Source organism: Lentzea sp. NPDC051213 (assembly GCF_044455585.1).
Taxonomy (GTDB): Bacteria; Actinomycetota; Actinomycetes; order Mycobacteriales; family Pseudonocardiaceae; genus Lentzea.
Genome location: NZ_JBITEX010000001.1, coordinates 14,822 through 34,411 on the forward strand (window position 1 = coordinate 14,822; position 19,590 = coordinate 34,411).

Here is a 19,590-nt window from a genome sequence, read left to right on the forward strand (position 1 = left end):
AGGCCCTGCCCGTGCGGGTGGTCCATGAGGGTGACCTTCATGAACCTCAGGTCCATGAGGGTCACCCTCATGGATCAGAACTGGGCCGTGAGGCAGGCGAGGCGGTCACCGGCGGTGCCCGCCTTGCCGTGCTCGGTGCTGGAGTGCGTGGCGTGGATGATGACCGCGTTCGCCTCGCCCTGGCGGAACTCCCAGTTGACCGTCGCCGTGCCGGTCGCGGCACCCTGCGCGTCGGTGGTGAAGTCGAGCCAGATCTCGTTCTGCGCGTTGGCGTACTTCGCGTCGACGCTCGGCGACACCGGGTCCTTCTCGTTCTGGTAGTGCGGGCCCGAGTCGGCGGGCTTGGCACCGCACGGCTTGGTGTGCACGTGCGAGCCGTACTTCGTGTTCGGCAGCAGGCCGGCCACCTTCAGCTCGACCGTCGTCTGTCCATTCGCGACGGACGAGCCGGTGGAGATCTGCGCGCCCACCGGGATGCGCTTGGCGTCGTAGGTGAGACCCTTCGGCTGCTCGCCGGACGCGGCAGGCGCCGCGACCGCGGTCTCGGCCACCGGCTTGATCGCGGGCGCGGTGGGCTGCGGTGCGGAAGACGGGGCCTCGCTCGAACAGGCGGCGAGTCCCCCGGCGAGCAGTACGGCACCCACGAGGGCCGCCACGTTCGTGCGCATGTTTCTCCTTGAGTCAGCTGCGTTCCAGGTTCCCACCTCCTGCACGTTCACGATCGGGCGACCGGTTCAGATCAATTGAGACGCCTGGGCCTTCGGTACGAGCTTCTCCAGCGCCGCTTCGTAGGCGTCGCAACGGTGGTAGTCGGAGTGAGTCTCCACTTTGTCCGGACTGCCGTTCGTCTCGTTCGCCCACTGGTCCACCGAGTCCTCCGTCGGCCTGGCCCAGGTGAAGACGGGGAAGCCGAGGTAGTCGGTGCGCCGCCACAGGTTGATCCACTTGCCCGCCATCAGGTTCTTGACGGTGTCGTCCGGCTTGACCGTCCGGTCCGCCTCCGGCAGTTCGGCGTCCGGATCGTCCTCGCGCGCCCAGGGGTCGAGCCGCCACAGGGTTCCCCTGCGGCACCGCGGGATGCCGAGCACCTCGGGTCCCAGCAGCTCCGGGAAGATCCGTCCGAAGTACGGGCGCAGCTGCACGCCGTACGTGAGCAGCTTCACCCGCTCCAGGTACTGGCCCGGCAGCGCGTACAGCGCCGCGATCGCGAGCACCGCGCCGAGGCTGTGCGCGGAGAGCACCACAACGGTGCGCTTGTCCTCGTCGGGGTGCTTGTCCAGGAACTCCACGACCCGGCCGGCGATCTCGGGCACCGCCCGCTCGGCGTAGCAGGGCGGGGCGAACGGGTGCGCGGTGCGCGGGAGGAAGCACATCAGGTCCCACAGCAGACCGAGCGGCCGGCGGTTGGCGAGCAGGCCTGCCCCGACGAACGACCCGATCAGCGAGACCCCGGCGAGCGCGGTCACCGTGACACTCCAGTCGATGAGCCAGGCGGCGAATCCCGTGTTCAGCCAGAACGGTTCGGCGAACGACACGTACACCGTCAGCGCGATCGCCAGCGTGCTGAGCGCCGACAGCACACCCACGATGATTTCCGCCCGGTGCGACGTCGCGATCACGTGCCGCCACCGCATGACGAGAGCCCGCTTCTCCTCGGCAACGGACATGCTGGTGTCCAGCAGGAAGTCCTTCGGCTTCAACACCCGCCAGCCGAGGAACCCGGCGACGACGAGGAGGAGCACCGCCAGCAGCGCGAGCACCAGGGTGAACGACCCGGCGAACCACCAGTAGAACCACGGTGCTTCAAGCCTCTTCTTCATCGGCTCGGTGCCGTTCAGCCAGCTTCGCGCCGTCAGCACGAGCACCGTCGACAACAGCAGCGACGAGGTGACCGAGAGTCCCAGCAGCACACCGGGACCGGTGCCGCGCCACGCCTGCCACTTGTGGTTTCCGTTCCAGGCCCAGGCGAAGAGCGCCGCGCCGGTGATCACGACGACGCCCCACAGCCACGGTTGCCTGCCGGTGAACGCGAGCGCGAGCACGAGCGCGAGACCCACCAGCAACCTGACCGGCCACTCCCGCGTGGTCTCGGTGTTGCGGCGCTTGCGCCACGACCACGCGGACAGCGCGATGGCGAGCAGGAAGCCGGTCACGATCGGCGGCCCCCACGTGGTGACCGCCAGCGGTGCGTGGAACTCCGGCTCGGCAACGTTGAGGGCGATGGCGTGCGCCGCCAGCAGAAGACCTGTGGCCACGACGAGCAGCCACGAGTACACGCCGCCCTTCTCCTTCTTCGGCGCGTCCGGGCAGTCGGTCGCCGTCATCGCCACGCGGAGTGCGACGAAGAACAGGAACAGGAAGGCGAGACCGGTGATGATGGAGAAGGTGGTGCTTCCGGGCGCGAGTTCCCAACTGGTAACCAGGGTCACGACGCAGAATCCGGCGGCCAGGTGCAGCCTCGTCAACCGGCGCAGGCGCGGACTTCCTTCCCACATCCCCTGCCTGCTGAAGAGCACGCCCGCGCGGAACACCGGCTTCTCCTTCGCGGGCGCCATCTCGTACCTGCTGCGCGACAACGAGGTCAGCAGCAGGAGGCCGACGAGAAGCAGCACCGGTACCGCGGAGGCGGCCAGGACCCGGACGTGCCGGGCGGGGTTGCGCAGGACGTCGAGCCACTCGGGCAGTTGGCGGCAGGTGACGTCCGCGAACGAGCACTGGACCGCGTAGAGGTCGATCACCACCGCGCACACCGAGAGCACCAGCAGGATGGTCAGCCCGAGCCCGAACAACCGCGTGCTCGCGGCGCCTCGGCCGGCGTTGAACCACCAGCGGCTCTTCTTCTCCTCAGACGCCGCGGCAGCGTTCGCCGTGGCCGCGGTGGGCGCCTCGGTGGTGTTGCTCTGGCTTTGGGCAGGGGACCCGATCGGCGCCGCGTCCTCCTCCTCGGGCTCGGAGGCAGACGCGTCTTCCGCCTCGGCTCTCTGCGGCTCGTCCTCCGCGGTCCAGTTCCGGGGGATCTCGCGGCTCCAGTAGGCCACGTTGGCCAAGCCGAAGGGCAGCAGCAGCGCCCACCCGATGCGGCCGAGCACGTTGGCCGCCACCGACGCGACACCGCTGCCCGGCGCTCCCGGCGTGCTGCGTGCCATGCCTCCCCACGAGTAGGCCTCGCGCTCGATGTCCTCGCGCGGGATGCCGGAATGGCCGTCGTGCAGCTCGGCCACCTTGTCCTTGAGAGGTCGCCAGAAGCTGCCGAACTTGTCCCCCCGGAACTGCTCAACGGCTTGCTCGGGAAGCGCCAGCATCGCCGGCGGAGGCGTGTTGTTGACACCGTGAATGCGCAATTCCAAGGCCCGTGGACTCATGGTCGGCCTCCCTCTTACTCCAGTTGTCGTCCAGGGAATTGCTCCGGTTAGCGGCCGAACGGGTGAAAAAGGTGTATCCAGGCGCCCTGGAAAGCCTCTACTTGGCAAGGAGGCCCCACCATGACCGCAACCGCTCACCCGAACGTCGCCAACTCCGTCGGACTCGCCGAGTTCCTCGCCACGGCGGGGACCCTCACGCTGGCGCAGCGCAAGCTCATCGTCGACCAGGCCCTGGTGTTGCTGGAACAGAACTACGCGCATCTGCCGCTCAAAGTCGCGATGCACGCGGTGAATCCCGTGCAGAGACTCAGGGTCTTACGAGCCAGACTGGAACGCCAGACCGACGCCACTGCCGAGCCCGAGTGGCAGTTCCACCGCGATCTCTCGAGCACCTTCCACTCGGTTCGCGACCTGCACACGAACTACCTGCTGCCCGCGCCGTTCGCGGGCAAGATCGCCTTCCTGCCGTTCCAGCTCGAGCGTTGCTTCGCCGCGGACGGCACCGAGCTGTACCTCGTCGCGCGCACTGTCGCGAACTTCAACGGCTTGAGCATCGGCGCCGAGGTCACGCACTGGAACGGCACGCCGATCGCCCGCGCGGTCGCGTTGAACGGCGCGATCTTCTGCGGCAGCAACACCGCCGCGAACCTCGCCCGCGGCCTCGAGTCGCTCACGCTGCGCCCCTTGGTGATCCAGCTTCCGCCGGACGAGGACTGGGTGGTCGTCAGCTACCGCAACGCCGCCGGTGCCGCCGAGGACATCCGCGTCGACTGGCAGGTGACCGACAACCTGCCTCCGATGACCGACGTCGACTCACTCAGCCCGGCCGCCGCCGCGCAGGGGGTCGACCTCGACTCGGACGAGAAGGCCCGCGCCAAGAAGTTGTTGCACGCGCCCAAGGTCGTGCAGGCGGAGGCGGCGGGCGGCGCGGTCGCGATGGCCTCGCAGGACGTCGCGACGACCATGCCCGGTGTGTTCCGGGCGCGGCCGATCACCACGCCGTCCGGCACGTTCGGCCACCTGCGGATCTTCACGTTCAGCGTGGACGACCCGGACGCGTTCCTCGCGGAGTTCATCCGGCTCGCGAACCTGTTGCCGCAGAACGGACTCATCGTCGACGTCCGGGACAACGGCGGTGGCCACATCTTCGCGTCGGAGTTCCTGCTGCAGACGATGACGCCGCGGCGCATCGAGCCGGAACCCGTGCAGTTCCTGAGCACTCCGCTGAACCTGCGGATCTGCCGCCGCCACGCGGACGACCCGACCGGCCAGATCGACCTCGGCCCGTGGTTCCCGTCGCTCGACAGCTCGACCGAGACCGGCCAGGCCTTCTCCTGCGCGCACACGATCACGCCGACGGACGGTGCGAACGCCGTGGGCCAGACCTATCACGGGCCGGTCGTGCTGATCACCGACGCGCGCTGCTACTCGGCGACCGACATCTTCGCCGCGGGCTGGGCCGACCACGAGCTCGGCCCGATCCTCGGCGTGGACGACAACACCGGTGCGGGCGGCGCGAACGTGTGGACGCACGGCCTGCTCGCGACGCTGCTGAAGATCCCGGCGCCGGGCGATCCCGAGTCGCCGTACAAGACGTTGCCCAACAGGGCGAACATGCGTGTCTCGATCCGCCGCACGCTGCGGGTCGGCAAGCTCGCCGGCACGCCGGTGGAGGACCTGGGCGTGCGGCCGACGCACCAGCACCGGCTGACGCGCGCGGACCTGTTGCAGGGCAACACCGATCTGCTCGCACGCGCGGGCTCGCTGCTCGCCGCACTGCCGGTGCGGCGGCTCGGAGTGGCGGTCGCCGGGGCGACCGTCTCCTTGGACACCGTGAACCTCGACCGGGTGGACATCTACGTGGACGGCCGCCCGGCCACCTCGCTCGACGTCACCGACGGCGCCCACACGGCGACGTTGAGTGCCATCGGCAGCGAGGTGCGCGTCGAGGGGTTCGCGGACGGACGGCTGGTGGCCGCGCGCAAGGTCACCAGTTGATCGAGCGGGCGCTTCCGGTGACTCCATGACCGGAAGCGCCCGCTCTTCACCGCGTTACCTCGTGAACGTGAGAGCGCGGTCGGAGGCCGCGGCCGCCAGCTGCGCCTCGGTGCCCGGCGTCCAGCTCTGCACCCAGACCACCTCGCCGTTCGGGCGGAAGTTGCGGGCCGACGTGATGCCGAACTGCTCGTACTTGCTGAAGACGATCAGGCCGCCCCGGTGGTCGCTGACGCTGCCGGTGCAGGTGGTCACCTCGCAGTACTCCTTCGGCGACCACGCGTGCTGGCCCGGAGCGTTGACCTGCGTGTACGTCGTGACGTTCTGGCCCTTGTAGGTGAACGTCACCGTGTTGCCCATGTACTGCATGTCGTCGAACACGCCTTCGGCCTCGCCGCCCCAGTTGCCCGGCGAGACGTTCTGCGCGCCGCGGAAGACCCGCGGGTAGGTCTGCTGCTGGCGTGCGGAGAACCCGTCCGCCTGCTTCTGCAGCTCCGCCTTGGTCTTGTGGACCGGCGTGACGTCCTTCGGCGGCCACGGGTAGTCCGCGACAGCCGAGTCAGAAGCCGATGCCGATGCCGTGCCCGCGAGACCGATGAGCGCCAGGCCCGTCAGGGCAGCCGCCATCACCTTGCGCATGCGCATGAATCCCCCTGGTGAGTACTTGCTTGCACAGAGTCAGACGCCGCAAGATCACCAAAGGTTGCCTTGGTTCCGCGCTAGAGCCAGCCTCGCCGCATCGCCTGTACCCCGGCCTGGAACCGGGTCTGCGCGCCGCACCGGTCCATCAGCTGCCGCACCCGCCGTTGCACGGTCCTCGGCGCCAGCCCGAGTTGCCGCGCGATCGACTCGTCGGTCAGCCCGGCCGCGAGCAGCCCGAGCAGGTTCGGGTCCACATCGGCCGCCGCGGCGTAGATCCCGCCGGGACTGAACGGGATCCCCTTGTCCCAGTACAGCTCGAACGTCGACCGCAGCACGTCCAGCAACGCCGACGGCCGGATCAGCAGCACCTTGTCGACCACGTCGCCGTTCGCCACGGGCAGCACGGCCGCGTGCGTGTCGATCACGGCGAGCTTGAACGGCAGGGTCGGGGTGACGCGAGCCCGTTCGCCGGCCGCGACGAGCTCGATGATCTCGGTGACCCGGCCCGGGATGTCCACAGCGGACCGGTCGTAGACCACGCGCCACTGCACGTCTCGTTCGCGTGTCTCGTCTTCCAGCGCGACGTGTTCGCCCAGGGGCGTCACGTACGGCGGTTGGTCGAGCACGCAGACCTCGTCGCGGGCGCTGCGCAGCAGGGTGTGCCACAGCTCGCGCACCGCGCCCGCCCCGGACACCACCTCGACGAACGCGTTGTCGGCCAGCTCCTCGTCGCGGTTGCGCAGGTAGAGCTCCATCAACGGCCCGACGTTCGCGCGCGCCCTGCGGTTCTGCTCCTCACGGCCCGCGATCAGCGCTTCGACGGCCAGGTCGGGGGCGACGGCCTGCCACACGTCGCCGGGCAGGTGCCGGACCAGTCCGAGCTCGCGCATCGACTCCAGCAGTGACGCCGCGGCGCCGATCTCGTCGGTCGTGCGGCTGCCGCCCGTTACCAGAAGCTCGTAAACAGCAGTCTGTTCCGCGTTGACGCCCAGGTGTCCGAACACGGCCACATTGTGCGCCATTCAGAGCAGTACCCCTGTCGTGAACACGCCAGTGTCGTTAAACGGCCTCGACTAGACCTGTTTTCGCAGCTGTGACCCGGCTTACGGTCCCGGCACCCCCGCAGCCGGTTCAGAACCCTGACGCCCTCAACGGCACGCGGTGGCCCTGTTCGGAAGGACCCCGTCTCGTGAACGGATTGCGACGCACGAGCCTGTGCGCCGCGGCTGTCTCCGCCGCCGTGCTCAGCGTTGTCTCACCAGTCAGCGCAGCTCCTGCCCAGATCCAGTCCCAACCGGACTCGACCCAGGTGAACCGCCCGTTCGAACGGCTGATCGTCGGCTACAAGCCGGGGACCGCCGAAGCCTCGTCCGACTCCGCTGCCTCGGACGATGCACGTAACAAGGGCAAGTCCGTGCACCGCCGGATGTCCAGCGGTGCGGTCGTGGTCGATCTCGGCTCCAAGACCAGCAACGCCGACTCGACGATCCAGGCGTTCAAGAACGACCCCGATGTCGCGTTCGTCGAGCCCGACCTGCTGATGCAGCCGCTCGCGGACCCGAACGACACCGAGTACTCCCGGCAGTGGGACCTGTTCGAGGCCACCGCGGGTATGAACGTGCCCGGCGCGTGGGCCAGCACCACCGGTTCCGGCGTGACCGTCGCGGTCATCGACACCGGCTACGTCGCGCACAGCGACCTGGCCTCCAAGGTCGTCGCGGGCTACGACTTCGTGTCCGACTCCGCGCGTGCCCGTGACAACAACGGCCGCGACTCGAACCCGGCCGACGAGGGTGACTGGGTGGCGCGCGGCGAGTGCGGCACCGACGCCAGCGGCAACCCGGTGCCCGCGCAGGACCAGGGTTCGTCCTGGCACGGCACCCACGTGGCCGGCACGATCGCCGCGTCCACGAACAACAGCAAGGGCATCGCCGGCATCGCTTACGACGCCAAGATCCAGCCGCTGCGCGTGCTCGCGAAGTGCGGTGGCGCGACCTCGGACATCGCCGACGCGATCACCTGGGCGTCCGGTGGCACGGTGAGCGGCGTTCCCGCGAACACCAACGTCGCCAAGGTCATCAACATGTCGCTGGGCGGTCAGTCGTCCTGCTCGACGACCTACCAGAACGCGATCAACGGTGCCATCAACCGCGGCACCACGGTCGTCGTCGCGGCCGGCAACTCGAACGCCAACGTCGCGAACTTCACCCCGGCCAACTGCTCGGGTGTGCTCACCGTCGCGGCCTCCAGCCGTGAGGGCAACAAGGCGTTCTACTCCAACTTCGGCTCCCGCATCGACATCGCCGCCCCCGGTGGCGAGACCCGTCGCGGCACCGACACCCCCGGCACCATCACCACGCCGGAGAACGGCATCTGGTCGACGCTGAACGCGGGCGCCACCACGCCGGGTGCGGAGAACTACAAGCCCTACCAGGGCACGTCGATGGCCGCTCCGCACATCGCGGGCCTCGCGGCACTGCTCGTGGCCAAGAAGCCGTCGCTCACGCCGGCGAACGTCAAGGACCTGATCAAGACCAACTCCCGCCCGTTCCCCGGCACCTGCTCGGGTGGCTGCGGTGCAGGCCTCGCGGACGCGACCAAGACCGTGAACGCCGTGGACACCACGCCGCCGCCCAGCGGTGGCCTGGAGAACACGACGGACGTCGCGATCGCGGACCTCGGCACGGCGGAGTCCTCGATCAGCTCCTCGGTGACGGGCAACGCCTCCTCGGCCGTCAAGGTCGGCGTGGACATCGTCCACACCTACCGCGGCGACCTGGTGATCGACCTGATCGCGCCGGACGGCACCGCCTACCGGCTGAAGAACTCGTCCACTTCGGACAGTGCCGACAACGTGGTGGCGACCTACACGGTCAACGCCTCGTCCGAGGTCGCGGCGGGCACGTGGAAGCTGCGGGTCCAGGACATGTACTCCGGTGACACCGGGTACATCAACGCCTGGAACCTGACCCTGCGATAGCTCCACCTGTTCGCCGAGGGGCGGCGCCTTCCAGACTGGACTTCCTGGGGGAGGCGCCGCCCTTTCACATGCTCACGAGCCGCCGGTTGCGCAGCACGACCCGCTCCAGGTACCCGGCCACCGCACGGAGCGGGGGCAGCCCCAGCACGTGCCGCTGAGCCCTCTTAACGCTGTGCGCGATCTCCTGGCTCGTGAGCGCCTGCCTGCAGGCGTGTTCGACCGCGTCCGGGTGGAAGTCCGGCACCCGCACCCCGAGCTTCAGCTCGCAGACGCGGTGGGCGTTGTGCATCTGGTCGTGCATCACCGGCAGCACGGCCGTCGGCACCCCGGCCCGCATGGCCTCGCGGATCGAGTTGTAGCCGCCGTGCGACACCAGCAGATCGGCGGTGTGCAACAACAACGCCTGCGGCAGCGACTCGGCCAGGTGCACGTGCGCGGCCGCCGGTGCCTCGACCGGGAGTCCGCCGGTGAGCACCACCGCCTCGCAGTCCACCGCGGACAGCCCCGCCACCAGCGTTTCCAGATGTGCCAGCGGGGAGTGCCGCAGCGCCTGGTCGGGGATGGCGTCGAAGTCGAAGAGCCGCAACGCGGACTCGGTCGCGAACACCCCGCCGGACGTGCTGGTCGACGCGATGACGAGCGGCCGGGCCGGATCGAGGTCCGCAAGCCATTGGGGGAGACGCTCGCCCGGGCTGTGGTGCGCGGGCTGCTGGTAGCCGAACGCGGCGGGCATCCGCTGGCGGGCGAAGGAGTAACCCGGCGGAACGGCGTCCAGGCGGCCGTAGCGGTGCGCCGAGTCGAGCGACTCGTGCAGCGGCAGCCGCAGCTCCGCCCGCCGTTCGTTGAGCGCGTTCAGCAGGGTCAGGCGGTCCATGTAGTGGGCGGCCCCGGACGGTGCGGCCACGTGCGGCACCCCGAGCCGTTCCGCGACCAGCACCCCCGCGAACTCGATGCCCGCGCGCAGCACCAGGTCCGGGCGGAAGTCGGCGGCGATCGTCAGCAGCGCCCGAGCGGTCGGCGTGATGTGCGGGCCCGCCGCGAACTCGACGAGCATCTCGTCCGCGAACGGGTCGTAGTCCGGTGGGAGCGCGAGCACCTCGCCCTGCAGCAGGTCCGCGAGCTGGTCGCACACCTCGGGCAGTGCCGCGACGGTGCGCACGGGTTCGGCGGCGAACCCGTGCAGCACGCTCGCCGGTCCCGCCACCAGCACCTCGTGGCCCTTTTCGGCGAGCGTGGCGACGAGCGGGAGGACGGCCCTCGCGTGGGCGGCCGAGAACGCCACTGTGCACAGCACGCGCACGACATCCTCCCCTGCGGCCTAGGGTCTGTCCCCACGGTAGGTACCGCGCGGGAGCATCGGAATGGCGGAGTTCCACTGCCGGGTAACGTCGCGGGCATGGCGACACTGGTGACGTTCCACGCACATCCCGACGACGAGTGCATCGTCACGGGCGGCGTGATGCGGAAGGCGTTCGAGGAGGGACACCGGGTCGTGCTCGTCGTCGCGACCCGCGGGGAGGCCGGCGAGATCCCGGACTTCCTGGAGGAGGGCGAAGAGCTCTGGCAACGGCGAGTGGTGGAGACGCACGCGGCGGCCGACCTGCTGGGGGTGGCGCGCGTGGAGTTCCTGGGCTACCTGGACTCCGGGATGATGGGCGACGAGCTCAACTCGCAGCCGGGCTCGTTCTGGACAGCCGACGTCGAGGAGGCCGCGCGCAAACTCGCTGCGATCCTTGAAGAAGAGGACGCTTCCGCGCTCACGATCTACGACAGCTTCGGCGGCTACGGCCATCCGGACCACATCCAGGTGCACCGGGTGGGCAAACGTGCGGCGGAGATCGCGGGAACTCCGGCGGTCTACCAGGCGATGGTGAAGGAGTCGGAGTTCCGGGAAGCCATGCGGCTGGCCGGAATGGAAGAACCGCCCGAGATGGAGGGCGCGGTGCCGGAGTCCGAGATCAACGTCGGTGTCGACGTCACGAAGTACCTGGACGTGAAGCGGGCGGCGATGCGGGCGCACGCCTCACAGATCCCCGAGCAGTCGTTCTTCCTGGCGCTCGACGACGAGACGTTCGCGGTCGCGTTCAGCACCGAGTGGTTCATCCGCGAAGGGCACGGACCGGCGTCCACTTTGGACCTCTAGGAAGCAGAACGGGGGCGGCATCGTTGCCGCCCCCGCTTCTTTGCTCAGCTAGTTCACGCGCGACGGCGGCGCAGGAACAGCAGGGTGCCGGCACCGGCGCCCACGAGGCCCAGACCCGAGAGCAGCAGCCACATCGGGGAAGCACCGGTCGCCGCGAGCGGCGGTTCCGGAGTGCTGCCACCGGGGGCCGGTGCGTTCGGGGTCGACGACGGCGGCACGACGGAGGACGAGGGCACCTCCGGGGTCGAGCTGGTCGGCTCGGTGGGCTTGGTCGGCTTCGTCGGTTCAGTCGGCTTGGTCGGCGGCGTCTTGACGCAGTCCTTGACCAACTTGGACCAGCTGTAGTTGTAGTTCTTCTTCGGCGTGGTGTCGGAGGCGATCACCTCGACGCTGAAGTTGTGTTCAACGGTGGCGTCGAGCTTGTCCCACGTCTTCGACCAGCTCTCGCCGAAGTTCTTGGTGGGCTGGAGCTCCGTGTTCCCGTCCTTGACGAGCACGGTGTTCTTGTTACCGCCCGCGTACTGCGTGAGCGACACCTTCAGCACGGTCACTTTTGCGTTCTGGTCGCAGTAGGCCTCCACCTTGGGGGTGTGAGCGCTTGCCGGAGTGGCGAGCGCCAGCGAGGCCAGAACCGTGGTGCCTGCCACCACGAACGCGCCGAGAACTCTACTTGCCAACGGATTTCTCCTGCTCTGGTTGGTGCGCGGCGGATCGAGCACATTCACTTTCTGAATCACCCGACTGGGTGAACCGCGCCACGCTAGCAACGGAGAGCGCTCAAAAGGTCACCGTATGACAACGGTGAGGTGTCACCACGGACAGATCCTCATGTTCTCTGTTAGGCCGATGACCCCGGCGACCAGCCGCATCTGTTCCACGCCCCGGACATCGGCATCCAGCAGCCGTGGCGAGCAGATCATCACGGCGAGCGCCTGGGCACGGGAGAGTGCCACGTTCAATCTGTTACGTGACAAAAGAAAGTCCAGGCCACGCGGTAGGTCCACGGTGGACGACGACGTCATGGACATGATGACCGCGGGTGCTTCCTGCCCCTGGAAGCGGTCCACTGTGCCCACCCGAGTTTCGTCGAAACCCGCATCTGCCAGCCTTCTGCGGATCACCCTGACCTGCAGGTTGTACGGCGCGACGACGAGGATGTCCGCATCGGTCAGTTCGCGCGTTTTGCCGTTGTCCGTCCACGTACGACCGACGATCTGCCGCACCGACTCCACCACGGCGTCGGCCTCCTCGGTCGACGACGTGATGTTGTGCCGGTGATCGACCTCGCGCAGGTAGATGCCGGGCTCGATGCCGTCGATCCAGCGGTGAGCGGCGGATTCGTGCGAATGGAGTAGTCCGGCATAAGAAAGTTCGGACACGGGCTTGCACACTGCCGGGTGCATCCGGCGCGTCTCGGCCAGGAAGTAACCGAGGTGGTCCGGGATCACCTCCCGGTCGCCGAGCAGGTGGCCGAGCGCGGACGCGTCACTGCCCGGCGGGTGCACACCCTGCACGACCTGCGGCAGCTGCTGCGGATCTCCCAGCAGCACGAGGTTCTTGGCGGCAGTCGCCACCGCGACCGCGTCGGCCAGTGCGAACTGGCCGGCCTCGTCGATGATCATCACGTCGAACGGCTGCGCCTTGATCACCGCGTTGGAGAACGTCCACGCCGTGCCGCCGACCAGATGTCCCTGCGGGTGTTCCTCGCGCCACCGGGCCAGCGCACCGTTGTCCTTCGGCTGGTCCCACGGCGGGACCGGGTCGTCTTTGGAGGGCTTTCCCTTGGGGCGCTTGGCCATGGGGATGTCCGGGTCGACCGAGTTCATGACGTTCTCGACGGCCTTGTGGCTGTTCGACGTCACCGCGACGGTCTTGCCCTGGTCGATGAGGTGCCTGATGAGCTTGGTCGCCAGGTAGGTCTTGCCGGCGCCGGGCGGTCCCTGGACGGCGAGCGTGCCGCCGTCGAGCTGGTCGACCGCCTTCAGCACGGCCTGCACCACATCATCGTGCTGTGGCAACGGTTGTGCGGGCGGGGTGCGCAGCAGCAGGTCGATGCCGGGGTTGCGGGGGAGCAGTGGCAGCAGGCCGACGGACTGCTCCGCGAGTTCCGCGACGGCCTCGTCCTTCGGCGACGCGGGCACCGGGCTGCCTGGCAGCACGGCGATCGGCATGTCGCCGTGTTCCTGGCTCGCGCTCTCGGTGATCACGAGCTCGTACGGGTTGTCGTCGGCGACGGCCGCGTTGCGCGTGACGCCACCGGGGTAGAGGAGCCGGACCTGCTCGCCCTGGCCGAACGGGTGCGGCCGCTCGGGGTCGATCCGCGCGTGGACCTGGCGTTTGTGGGTGCGGGTCCGGCCGCTCGGCGGCACCCAGTCCTCGGCCTTCAGCGTGATCGGGACCGCGCAGTTGGAGTCGGTCTCCAGGTCGGAGATGGGCGCGCTGGCCTGCCGGAAGAAGTCACCCCATGCGGGACTTGCCTCACGGCGGTGGTAGCCGACCGTGGCCGCGAACAACGCGTGCCCCTCCGCGAGCAACGGCTCGGTCAGCGCGGCCATCCGCCGTGCCCGCTCGGCGGCCTTCTCCCTGGCCGCCTCGTCCTGCTCCTGCGGTGCCGCGGTCTCGATGTCGTTCTCGAGCTTGATCCGGTGCAGCAGATCCCGGATGCCCCGGGTCGGGATGTCGTTCTGCAGCAACGGTTTCAGGGCCTGGAGCGTGTACTCCCGAGTGGAGACCCGCAGGACCCGGCGGGTGAGCGCGCCGAGATCGACGCAGCGGCGCACCAGTTCGTCCACTTCGGACTCTTTGGTCGCGGTCCGCGCAGCCCGCCCGGCGAGGTCGTGCGGGGTGAAGTGGTAGACCGTGCCCGCCGGCGTGCGGTCGACGAACTCCGCGAACGTGCCCTCCCAGCCCGGAGTGCGGAACGTGTCGCCGTCGACCTCCAGGAAGACGTCGTCCTCCCGCGGTTCCGGCAGGTTCTGCAGGGCTTCCGGCGCGACGACCTCGTAGGTGGTCACGCCGGTGCGTTCCTGCTGCACCTGAAGCCTCGCCTGCGCGGTCAACGCCGTGAAGCTCGCGGGGGAGAGGGTGGCCGGCCGTTCCTCGGTCCGCGCAAGCGCGTCGATCGTGTCAATGCCGGCCGAAACCAGCTTGCGGCGCTGGTCGGCCCGCAGCCCGGCCACGAGCGAGAGGTCGCGGGCCTCCTCGCGCCCGGTCGCGCAGTGACGGACGAAGCGGCAGCCGTTGCACGCGGCCCTGACGTCGCCCCAGGTGCGCTTCGGTGCAGGTCCGGGCTTCGCCAGGCGGGTCTTCAGGCGCTGCAGGAGTGGGGTGAAGTCGGCGACGCGGAACGAGGTGCGCCGCCCGTCGACGAGCAGGTGGGCCCGTTCGGCGCCGATGGCCTGGGCGGCGGCGGTCAGGCTCAGCACTGCCTGCGGGGTTGCCTCGTCCTCGCACGGTTCGTAGCCGTTCGGGGTGAAGACGAGCGTCTGCGCCGTGCAGTGGAAAACGCCGTCGAAGAAGACGGCGTTCTCGATGAGCTCTTTGTTCGTGCGCATCTCGGCGGCCGTGCGCTCGGCCTCGGCGTGCAGACTGCCGGGGTCGCCCTGCCTGTCGTTGCGGCCCAGGTAGCTGCGGTGCTCGCACTCGAGCAGGTCGACGAGGTCCGACGGGCTGGCGAGCATGGACAGGATGCTAGTCAGGCCTCACCGCGGCGGTGGGACCTCGGCCCGGCGTGGCAGGAGCTACACGTTCGCCTCGACCAGCCGCAGCAAGGTCTCGGCGTTGGTGTTCGGGTAGTCGTGCGGCTTGAACGGCCGCGTCTGCGCCCGCACCAGCGCCGCCGCGGCCGCGAGTTCGCCGGTGCGCACCTCGGTGTCGCGGTGCAGGAACGCGAAGTGCGGGTCGCGGACCTCGTCCGGCCACAGCAGGGTGTGCAGCACGAGCACGCCGTACTGCGGCCTGATCGCCGCGAGCGTCTCCTTGTTGCGCAGCCCGAACTTCACGATGGCGGCGGTCTTGGTCCGCTCCAGGGTCTCGCGCAGCAGCACGTAGGAGCGCACCGAGAGGTCGTCCGGCTCGACGTAGTAGCTGCGGTGCAACGAGATCGGGTCGACGTCGGCCTGCGGCGCGAACTGCTGGACGTCGATGATCCCGTCCTCGGGCGCCGGCAGCTCTCCCGGGTCGATCTGCACGATCCGGCCGTCGTCGAGTTCGTAGCCGCGGCCGATGTCGTCCGGCCCCAGCCGCAGCGAGCACTCGCCGCACACCTGCTGGTGCCGGACGCGGCCGCTGTCCTCCCGGTGCACCAGGTGCACCCTGCTGCGGTGCTCGGTGGCCGCGGCCACCAGCCGCACCGTCATCGTCGTCATGCCGAACCGAAGTGCTCCCCGCCACACAGTCCTCATGACAAATGGGTACTCGAACACACGGTCGAATAGACCTGTGCCGTGACGAAAGGGCTCGTTCGGGCGCGTCCGACGGGTACCTCGGACGCGTGCGTCAGTGACATTCCTAGAAGCTGGGCTGGTGACGTGTCACCAATTCGAGGGCGCGTAGTCCTTCAAGAAGCACCCGTACAGGTCCTCGCCGGCCTCACCGCGCACGATCGGGTCGTACACCCGCGCCGCGCCGTCGACCAGGTCCAACGGGGCGTGGAAGCCCTCGTCGGCGAGCCGCATCTTCATCGGGTGCGGGCGCTCGTCGGTGATCCAGCCGGTGTCGACGGCCGTCATCAGAATGCCGTCGGCCTGCAGCATCTCCTCGGCGCTCGTCCGCGTCAACATGTTCAGCGCGGCCTTGGCCATGTTCGTGTGCGGGTGCCCGGAACCCTTGTAGGCGCGGGAGAACTGACCCTCCATCGCGGACACGTTCACGACGTACTTGCGTCGATGAGCGGACTTCGCCATCGACGAACGCAACCGCGAGATGAGCAGGAACGGCGCCGTCGAGTTGCACAGCTGCACCTCGAGCAGTTCGACAGGGTCGACCTCCTCGACGTTCTGGATCCACGAGTTGACCGCCGCGGTGTCCGGCACGAGGCCGCCCGCGTCGATGTCCTTCGATCCCGCCATCAACGCCAGCGTGGTGACGGAGTGCGCCTCGGGCACCGCAGTACCGGGGAGTGCCAGCTGGCCGTGCCCGCCGAACGAGATCAGCTCGGGCCGAGTCGCGTCGCCGGTCAGCGCCTCGTGCTCGGCGTTCGCCAGCGGCGTGTAGGCGCCGGCGGACCGGCGGACGGTCTGCGCCGCGTTGTTGATGAGCACGTCGAGCGGTCCGTGCGCGGCCACCTCGTCGGCGAGCGCCAGCACCTGGGCCGGGTCGCGCAGGTCGATGCCGACGATCTTGAGCCGGTCGATCCAGTCCGCGGCGTCGGGCATCGAGGCGAACCGGCGTGCGGCGTCCTTCGGGAACCGGGTGGTGATGGTGGTGTGCGCGCCGTCACGCAGGAGCCGCAGCGCGATGTACATGCCGATCTTCGCCCGGCCACCGGTCAGCAGCGCGTTGCGGCCGGTCAGGTCCGTGCGCGCGTCACGCTTGCCGTGGTTGAACGCGGCGCAGTCCGGGCAGAGGTTGTGGTAGAAGGCGTCGACCTCGACGAACCGCTTGCGGCACGTGTAACAGGACCGCGCGCGCAGCAACGTCCCCGCCGTCGCACCCTGAGCGTTGGACACGAGGGGCAGCCCCTGCGTCTCGTCGTCGATGCGGTCCGGCGACCCGGTGGCGGTCAGTGCCGTCACGGCACGGTCGTTGGCCGTGATGGCGGCCTTGCGCTCGGACTTACGGAACTTCTTGGCGGCCTTGAAGATCTTCGCGGTGGCCCGGCGGACGCGCACCGCGTCCTCGTGCTCGGCGGGAAGGTCCTCGACCTGGGCCAGTACGCGCAGGCAGACTTCCAGCTCTGCGGGGTCGATCGAGGTCATGAGCTGGGATTTTACGGGTTGGGGGGTGGTGGGGCGGTGACCGGGCCCGAACTGCTGGTCCTGTGGGACATCGACAACACGCTGATCGCCGCACGAGGCTTCGGTGGCCTGATGTACCGGGAAGCGTTCCGGAAGGCCTTCGGCCAGGAGCTCGCCTGGCCCGTGGACCTGGGCGGACGCACCGAGCTGGACATCATCGCCGAGACCCTGCGCCAGCACGACATCGATCACACCGAGGAAGCGACGCAGCTGCTGGCCAACGCGCTCGCCACCTCCTTCGAGCACCGCCGCGGGGAGCTCAACGGGCACGGCGAGGTGCTGCCCGGCGCGCAGCGGGCGCTGGAGGCGTTCGCGGACGACCCGCGCGTGCACCAGGGCGTGCTGACCGCGAACCTCAAGAGCGTCGCGAAGATCAAGCTGGAGGAGTTCGGGCTCGCGCATCTCGTGGACTGGGACGTCAGCGCGTTCGGGGACGACCACGCGGACCGGGCCGAGCTGGTGACGTTCGCCCGGCGCAGGGCGAAGCACATCCGGGTTTTCACACATGACGAAGTCGTGCTCATCGGTGACACGCCTCACGACGTCTACGCGGCCACGACGGCGGGTGTGCGGCTGGTGGCGGTGGCCACCGGGCGCAGCAGCAAAGAGGACCTCCACCAAGCAGGAGCCACGACCGTGCTCGACGATCTCTCCAACCTCAACGAGCTGATCAGGCGCGTGTGGGCCACCTGAGACGGGTCTGAACGGCTCTGGTCTGGGATCGATCACGGCGTTATGGTGCGCGGCATGCCCACAGCAGTCGGCCCGACAGTCAAACGGCTGTCCCAGCCGGACGCCGACATCAAACCGCGCGCCCTCGGCTTGCCCCGAGGCCGGACGGTGATCTCGGTCTTCGGCTCCACCCAAGACATCGAGACCGATCTCGCGGCGAAGTTGTTGCCGGTGCTGAGATCCGTCGTGGTGACCGCGGCGCGCAACGGTGCGGTGTTCGTGACCGAAGGCACCGACAGAGGCGTTGTCCACTTGCTCGGCATGGCGTTGCAGGCCTGTGAGCAACGGTGGCCCGTCGTGGTCGGTGTGGCGCCCAGCAGCAAGGTCCACGACGTCACGGAGGACTCCACCAACGGCCAGATCGCGTTGGAGCCCAACCACAGCGTCGCCGTCATCGTGCCCGGTTCGGAGTGGACGGACGCGACACCGGTGCTGTTCCGCGCGATCGACGCCATCCGGCACAAGAAGCCCGTGGTCGCACTCGTCGTCGGAGGCGAGAGCGAAAAAGAGGTCATCGACCACCTCAGCGGCGACAACCCGCTGCTGGTGCTCGCCGGCACCGGTGGCCTCGCGGACCGCATCGCGACGGGTGACCTCACCGGTGACCTCGCGGTGCTGGTGCGCAGCGGCAAGATCTTCATCATCCACGTCGACGAGGGCGCGGGGAAGACGGTCACGGCGCTGGAACGGTTGCTGAGCAAGGAAAAGCCCGCCAAGCCGCCGAAGGTCCTGCCCAAGATCCGTTATCAGGCACCGGAACCGCGGCCGCTCGTCGATCCCGGCTTCGTGGTCGCGTACCCGATGCTCGCCGACGCCATCCACGACGCCAACCAGGTCGTGGCGCCGGCCTTCCAGGAGCTCGACGCGCAGGCCGAGGTCGAGCAGAACCGGTATCGCCTCACGGCGGTGCTCGCGATCGCCGGTGGGTTGACGACGACGGTGTTCGCCGCACTGCAGACGTGGCTGCGGGACACGCCGTGGCCCGGTGTGCTGGTCGTGGCGGGCGGGGCGTTCGCGGCGGCCATCACGATCGTGGCGCGCAAGCGCGAGTCGCTGGACAAGTACCTCACCGCGCGGTCGCGGGCCGAACGCCTGCGTGCCCTCTACTTCGCTCACCTCGCGGCGCCCGCGCCGGCGACGGAGGAGGAGCGGCAGGACAGGGTGGCCGATCTGGAAGCCGCGGTCAGCAACCGCAAGCACGAGGTGGTCAGGACATGACTGTGCCGACTGATGTGAAGCCCGAGAACGCCGAGGAAGCGGTCGTCGAGCCGAAAGAGCCGAAACTGGCGCAAGTGCCGGTCAAGCAGCGGCAGGCCCAGTTCGTCGAGGCGTATCTGAGGCACCGCTTCCAGGACCGGCTCGACCACTTCGAACGCGGCCGCAAGAAGTACTCCCAGGCTCGCACGTGGACGGTCGCGCTCGCCGCGACGCTCTTCATCGTGGCCGCCGCGGCCGCCGCGATCGGCATGGCGGACGGGCCGCGCAGGGCCATGTGGGGTTTCGTGGCAACGACTTTGGCTGCTTTGGGCACCGCGATGTCGCTTTACGAGGCGACCTTCGGGTTCCGCCGCCTGGCGCGGGAGCACGCCACCACTTCCGTTGCGCTGCAACGGCTTGCAGTGGACGGTCCCACGCCGGACGATGTGGACGATGAACGGCTGGTCGCATTTGTGACCGAAGTGGAGTCGGTGCTGCGCTACGGCCGTTGAAGCAAATTTCTGGCAACAAACTTCGCGGCCGATGTCCGGTAAACGCTTTCTCGATTTACACGCTCTGTGG

At 68.9% G+C, this 19,590-nt stretch carries 15 protein-coding genes; 6 read left to right on the forward strand and 9 right to left on the reverse strand.

Translation table 11 applies throughout. The features are described from left to right. Positions 1–74: 74 nt before the first annotated feature. Entirely contained in the window at positions 75–668 is a 594-nt protein-coding gene (locus ACIA8G_RS00065; RefSeq protein WP_396416016.1) for a superoxide dismutase family protein, read from the reverse strand. Between the two features lie 66 nt (positions 669–734). After that, on the reverse strand, positions 735–3,362 hold the full coding sequence (locus ACIA8G_RS00070; protein WP_396416017.1) for a hypothetical protein: 2,628 nt from the start codon (positions 3,360–3,362) through the stop codon (positions 735–737). A 120-nt stretch (positions 3,363–3,482) separates the two neighbouring features. On the opposite strand from ACIA8G_RS00070, the gene ACIA8G_RS00075 reads away from it, so the two are divergent. After that, entirely contained in the window at positions 3,483–5,360 is a 1,878-nt protein-coding gene (locus tag ACIA8G_RS00075; protein WP_396416018.1) for a S41 family peptidase, read from the forward strand. A 54-nt stretch (positions 5,361–5,414) separates the two neighbouring features. Here the strand turns inward: ACIA8G_RS00075 and ACIA8G_RS00080 are convergent, their stop codons facing one another. Together ACIA8G_RS00080 and ACIA8G_RS00085 are read right to left on the reverse strand one after the other, a co-directional pair. Beyond that, a complete protein-coding gene (locus ACIA8G_RS00080) occupies positions 5,415–6,002 on the reverse strand; it encodes a hypothetical protein (protein WP_396416019.1) in 588 nt (195 codons plus the stop codon). Positions 6,003–6,076: 74 nt separating this feature from the next. After that, positions 6,077–7,003, reverse strand: coding sequence for a LuxR C-terminal-related transcriptional regulator (locus ACIA8G_RS00085; protein WP_396416020.1), 927 nt, complete (start codon positions 7,001–7,003; stop codon positions 6,077–6,079). A 185-nt stretch (positions 7,004–7,188) separates the two neighbouring features. Between ACIA8G_RS00085 and ACIA8G_RS00090 the strand changes: the two genes are divergently transcribed. Further along, the gene (locus ACIA8G_RS00090) at positions 7,189–8,979 is read left to right on the forward strand and encodes a S8 family serine peptidase (RefSeq protein WP_396416021.1); all 1,791 of its coding nucleotides are present in this window, start codon (positions 7,189–7,191) and stop codon (positions 8,977–8,979) included. A 64-nt stretch (positions 8,980–9,043) separates the two neighbouring features. Here the strand turns inward: ACIA8G_RS00090 and ACIA8G_RS00095 are convergent, their stop codons facing one another. After that, a complete protein-coding gene (locus ACIA8G_RS00095) occupies positions 9,044–10,279 on the reverse strand; it encodes a glycosyltransferase (protein WP_396416022.1) in 1,236 nt (411 codons plus the stop codon). A gap of 96 nt (positions 10,280–10,375) precedes the next feature. Between ACIA8G_RS00095 and ACIA8G_RS00100 the strand changes: the two genes are divergently transcribed. Continuing rightward, positions 10,376–11,122, forward strand: coding sequence for a PIG-L family deacetylase (locus ACIA8G_RS00100; protein WP_396416023.1), 747 nt, complete (start codon positions 10,376–10,378; stop codon positions 11,120–11,122). A 53-nt stretch (positions 11,123–11,175) separates the two neighbouring features. Here the strand turns inward: ACIA8G_RS00100 and ACIA8G_RS00105 are convergent, their stop codons facing one another. The 4 genes from ACIA8G_RS00105 to ACIA8G_RS00120 form a co-directional block, all read right to left on the reverse strand. Then, positions 11,176–11,799 carry an LPXTG cell wall anchor domain-containing protein gene (locus ACIA8G_RS00105; RefSeq protein ID WP_396416024.1) on the reverse strand — a complete coding sequence of 208 codons (624 nt, stop codon included), beginning with the start codon at positions 11,797–11,799 and terminating at the stop codon, positions 11,176–11,178. Between the two features lie 132 nt (positions 11,800–11,931). Continuing rightward, a complete protein-coding gene (locus ACIA8G_RS00110; RefSeq protein WP_396416025.1) occupies positions 11,932–14,802 on the reverse strand; it encodes an AAA domain-containing protein in 2,871 nt (956 codons plus the stop codon). A gap of 60 nt (positions 14,803–14,862) precedes the next feature. After that, positions 14,863–15,525 (reverse strand): Ku protein, encoded by a 663-nt coding sequence (locus ACIA8G_RS00115; RefSeq protein ID WP_396416026.1) that lies wholly within the window; start codon positions 15,523–15,525, stop codon positions 14,863–14,865. Positions 15,526–15,654: 129 nt separating this feature from the next. Then, the gene (locus ACIA8G_RS00120) at positions 15,655–17,040 is read right to left on the reverse strand and encodes an SDR family NAD(P)-dependent oxidoreductase (protein WP_396416027.1); all 1,386 of its coding nucleotides are present in this window, start codon (positions 17,038–17,040) and stop codon (positions 15,655–15,657) included. A gap of 36 nt (positions 17,041–17,076) precedes the next feature. On the opposite strand from ACIA8G_RS00120, the gene ACIA8G_RS00125 reads away from it, so the two are divergent. The 3 genes from ACIA8G_RS00125 to ACIA8G_RS00135 are packed head-to-tail and all read left to right on the forward strand — an operon-like array spanning position 17,077 to position 19,520. Further along, complete coding sequence (locus ACIA8G_RS00125) at positions 17,077–17,772, forward strand: HAD family hydrolase (RefSeq protein WP_396416028.1); 696 nt, start codon at positions 17,077–17,079, stop codon at positions 17,770–17,772. Positions 17,773–17,826: 54 nt separating this feature from the next. Next, positions 17,827–19,029 carry a hypothetical protein gene (locus tag ACIA8G_RS00130; RefSeq protein ID WP_396416029.1) on the forward strand — a complete coding sequence of 401 codons (1,203 nt, stop codon included), beginning with the start codon at positions 17,827–17,829 and terminating at the stop codon, positions 19,027–19,029. Next, entirely contained in the window at positions 19,026–19,520 is a 495-nt protein-coding gene (locus tag ACIA8G_RS00135; protein WP_396416030.1) for an SLATT domain-containing protein, read from the forward strand. Before ACIA8G_RS00130 ends, ACIA8G_RS00135 begins: the two co-directional genes overlap by 4 nt. Positions 19,521–19,590 lie beyond the last annotated feature (70 nt).

Coding starts and splice junctions, on each gene's coding strand:
- ACIA8G_RS00065 (WP_396416016.1), bottom strand. CDS start 668: ATGCGCACGAACGTGGCGGCCCTCGTGGGTGCCGTACTGCTCGCCGGG.
- ACIA8G_RS00070 (WP_396416017.1), bottom strand. CDS start 3,362: ATGAGTCCACGGGCCTTGGAATTGCGCATTCACGGTGTCAACAACACG.
- ACIA8G_RS00075 (WP_396416018.1), top strand. CDS start 3,483: ATGACCGCAACCGCTCACCCGAACGTCGCCAACTCCGTCGGACTCGCC.
- ACIA8G_RS00080 (WP_396416019.1), bottom strand. CDS start 6,002: ATGCGCATGCGCAAGGTGATGGCGGCTGCCCTGACGGGCCTGGCGCTC.
- ACIA8G_RS00100 (WP_396416023.1), top strand. CDS start 10,376: ATGGCGACACTGGTGACGTTCCACGCACATCCCGACGACGAGTGCATC.
- ACIA8G_RS00110 (WP_396416025.1), bottom strand. CDS start 14,802: ATGCTCGCCAGCCCGTCGGACCTCGTCGACCTGCTCGAGTGCGAGCAC.
- ACIA8G_RS00115 (WP_396416026.1), bottom strand. CDS start 15,525: ATGAGGACTGTGTGGCGGGGAGCACTTCGGTTCGGCATGACGACGATG.
- ACIA8G_RS00120 (WP_396416027.1), bottom strand. CDS start 17,040: ATGACCTCGATCGACCCCGCAGAGCTGGAAGTCTGCCTGCGCGTACTG.
- ACIA8G_RS00130 (WP_396416029.1), top strand. CDS start 17,827: ATGCCCACAGCAGTCGGCCCGACAGTCAAACGGCTGTCCCAGCCGGAC.
- ACIA8G_RS00135 (WP_396416030.1), top strand. CDS start 19,026: ATGACTGTGCCGACTGATGTGAAGCCCGAGAACGCCGAGGAAGCGGTC.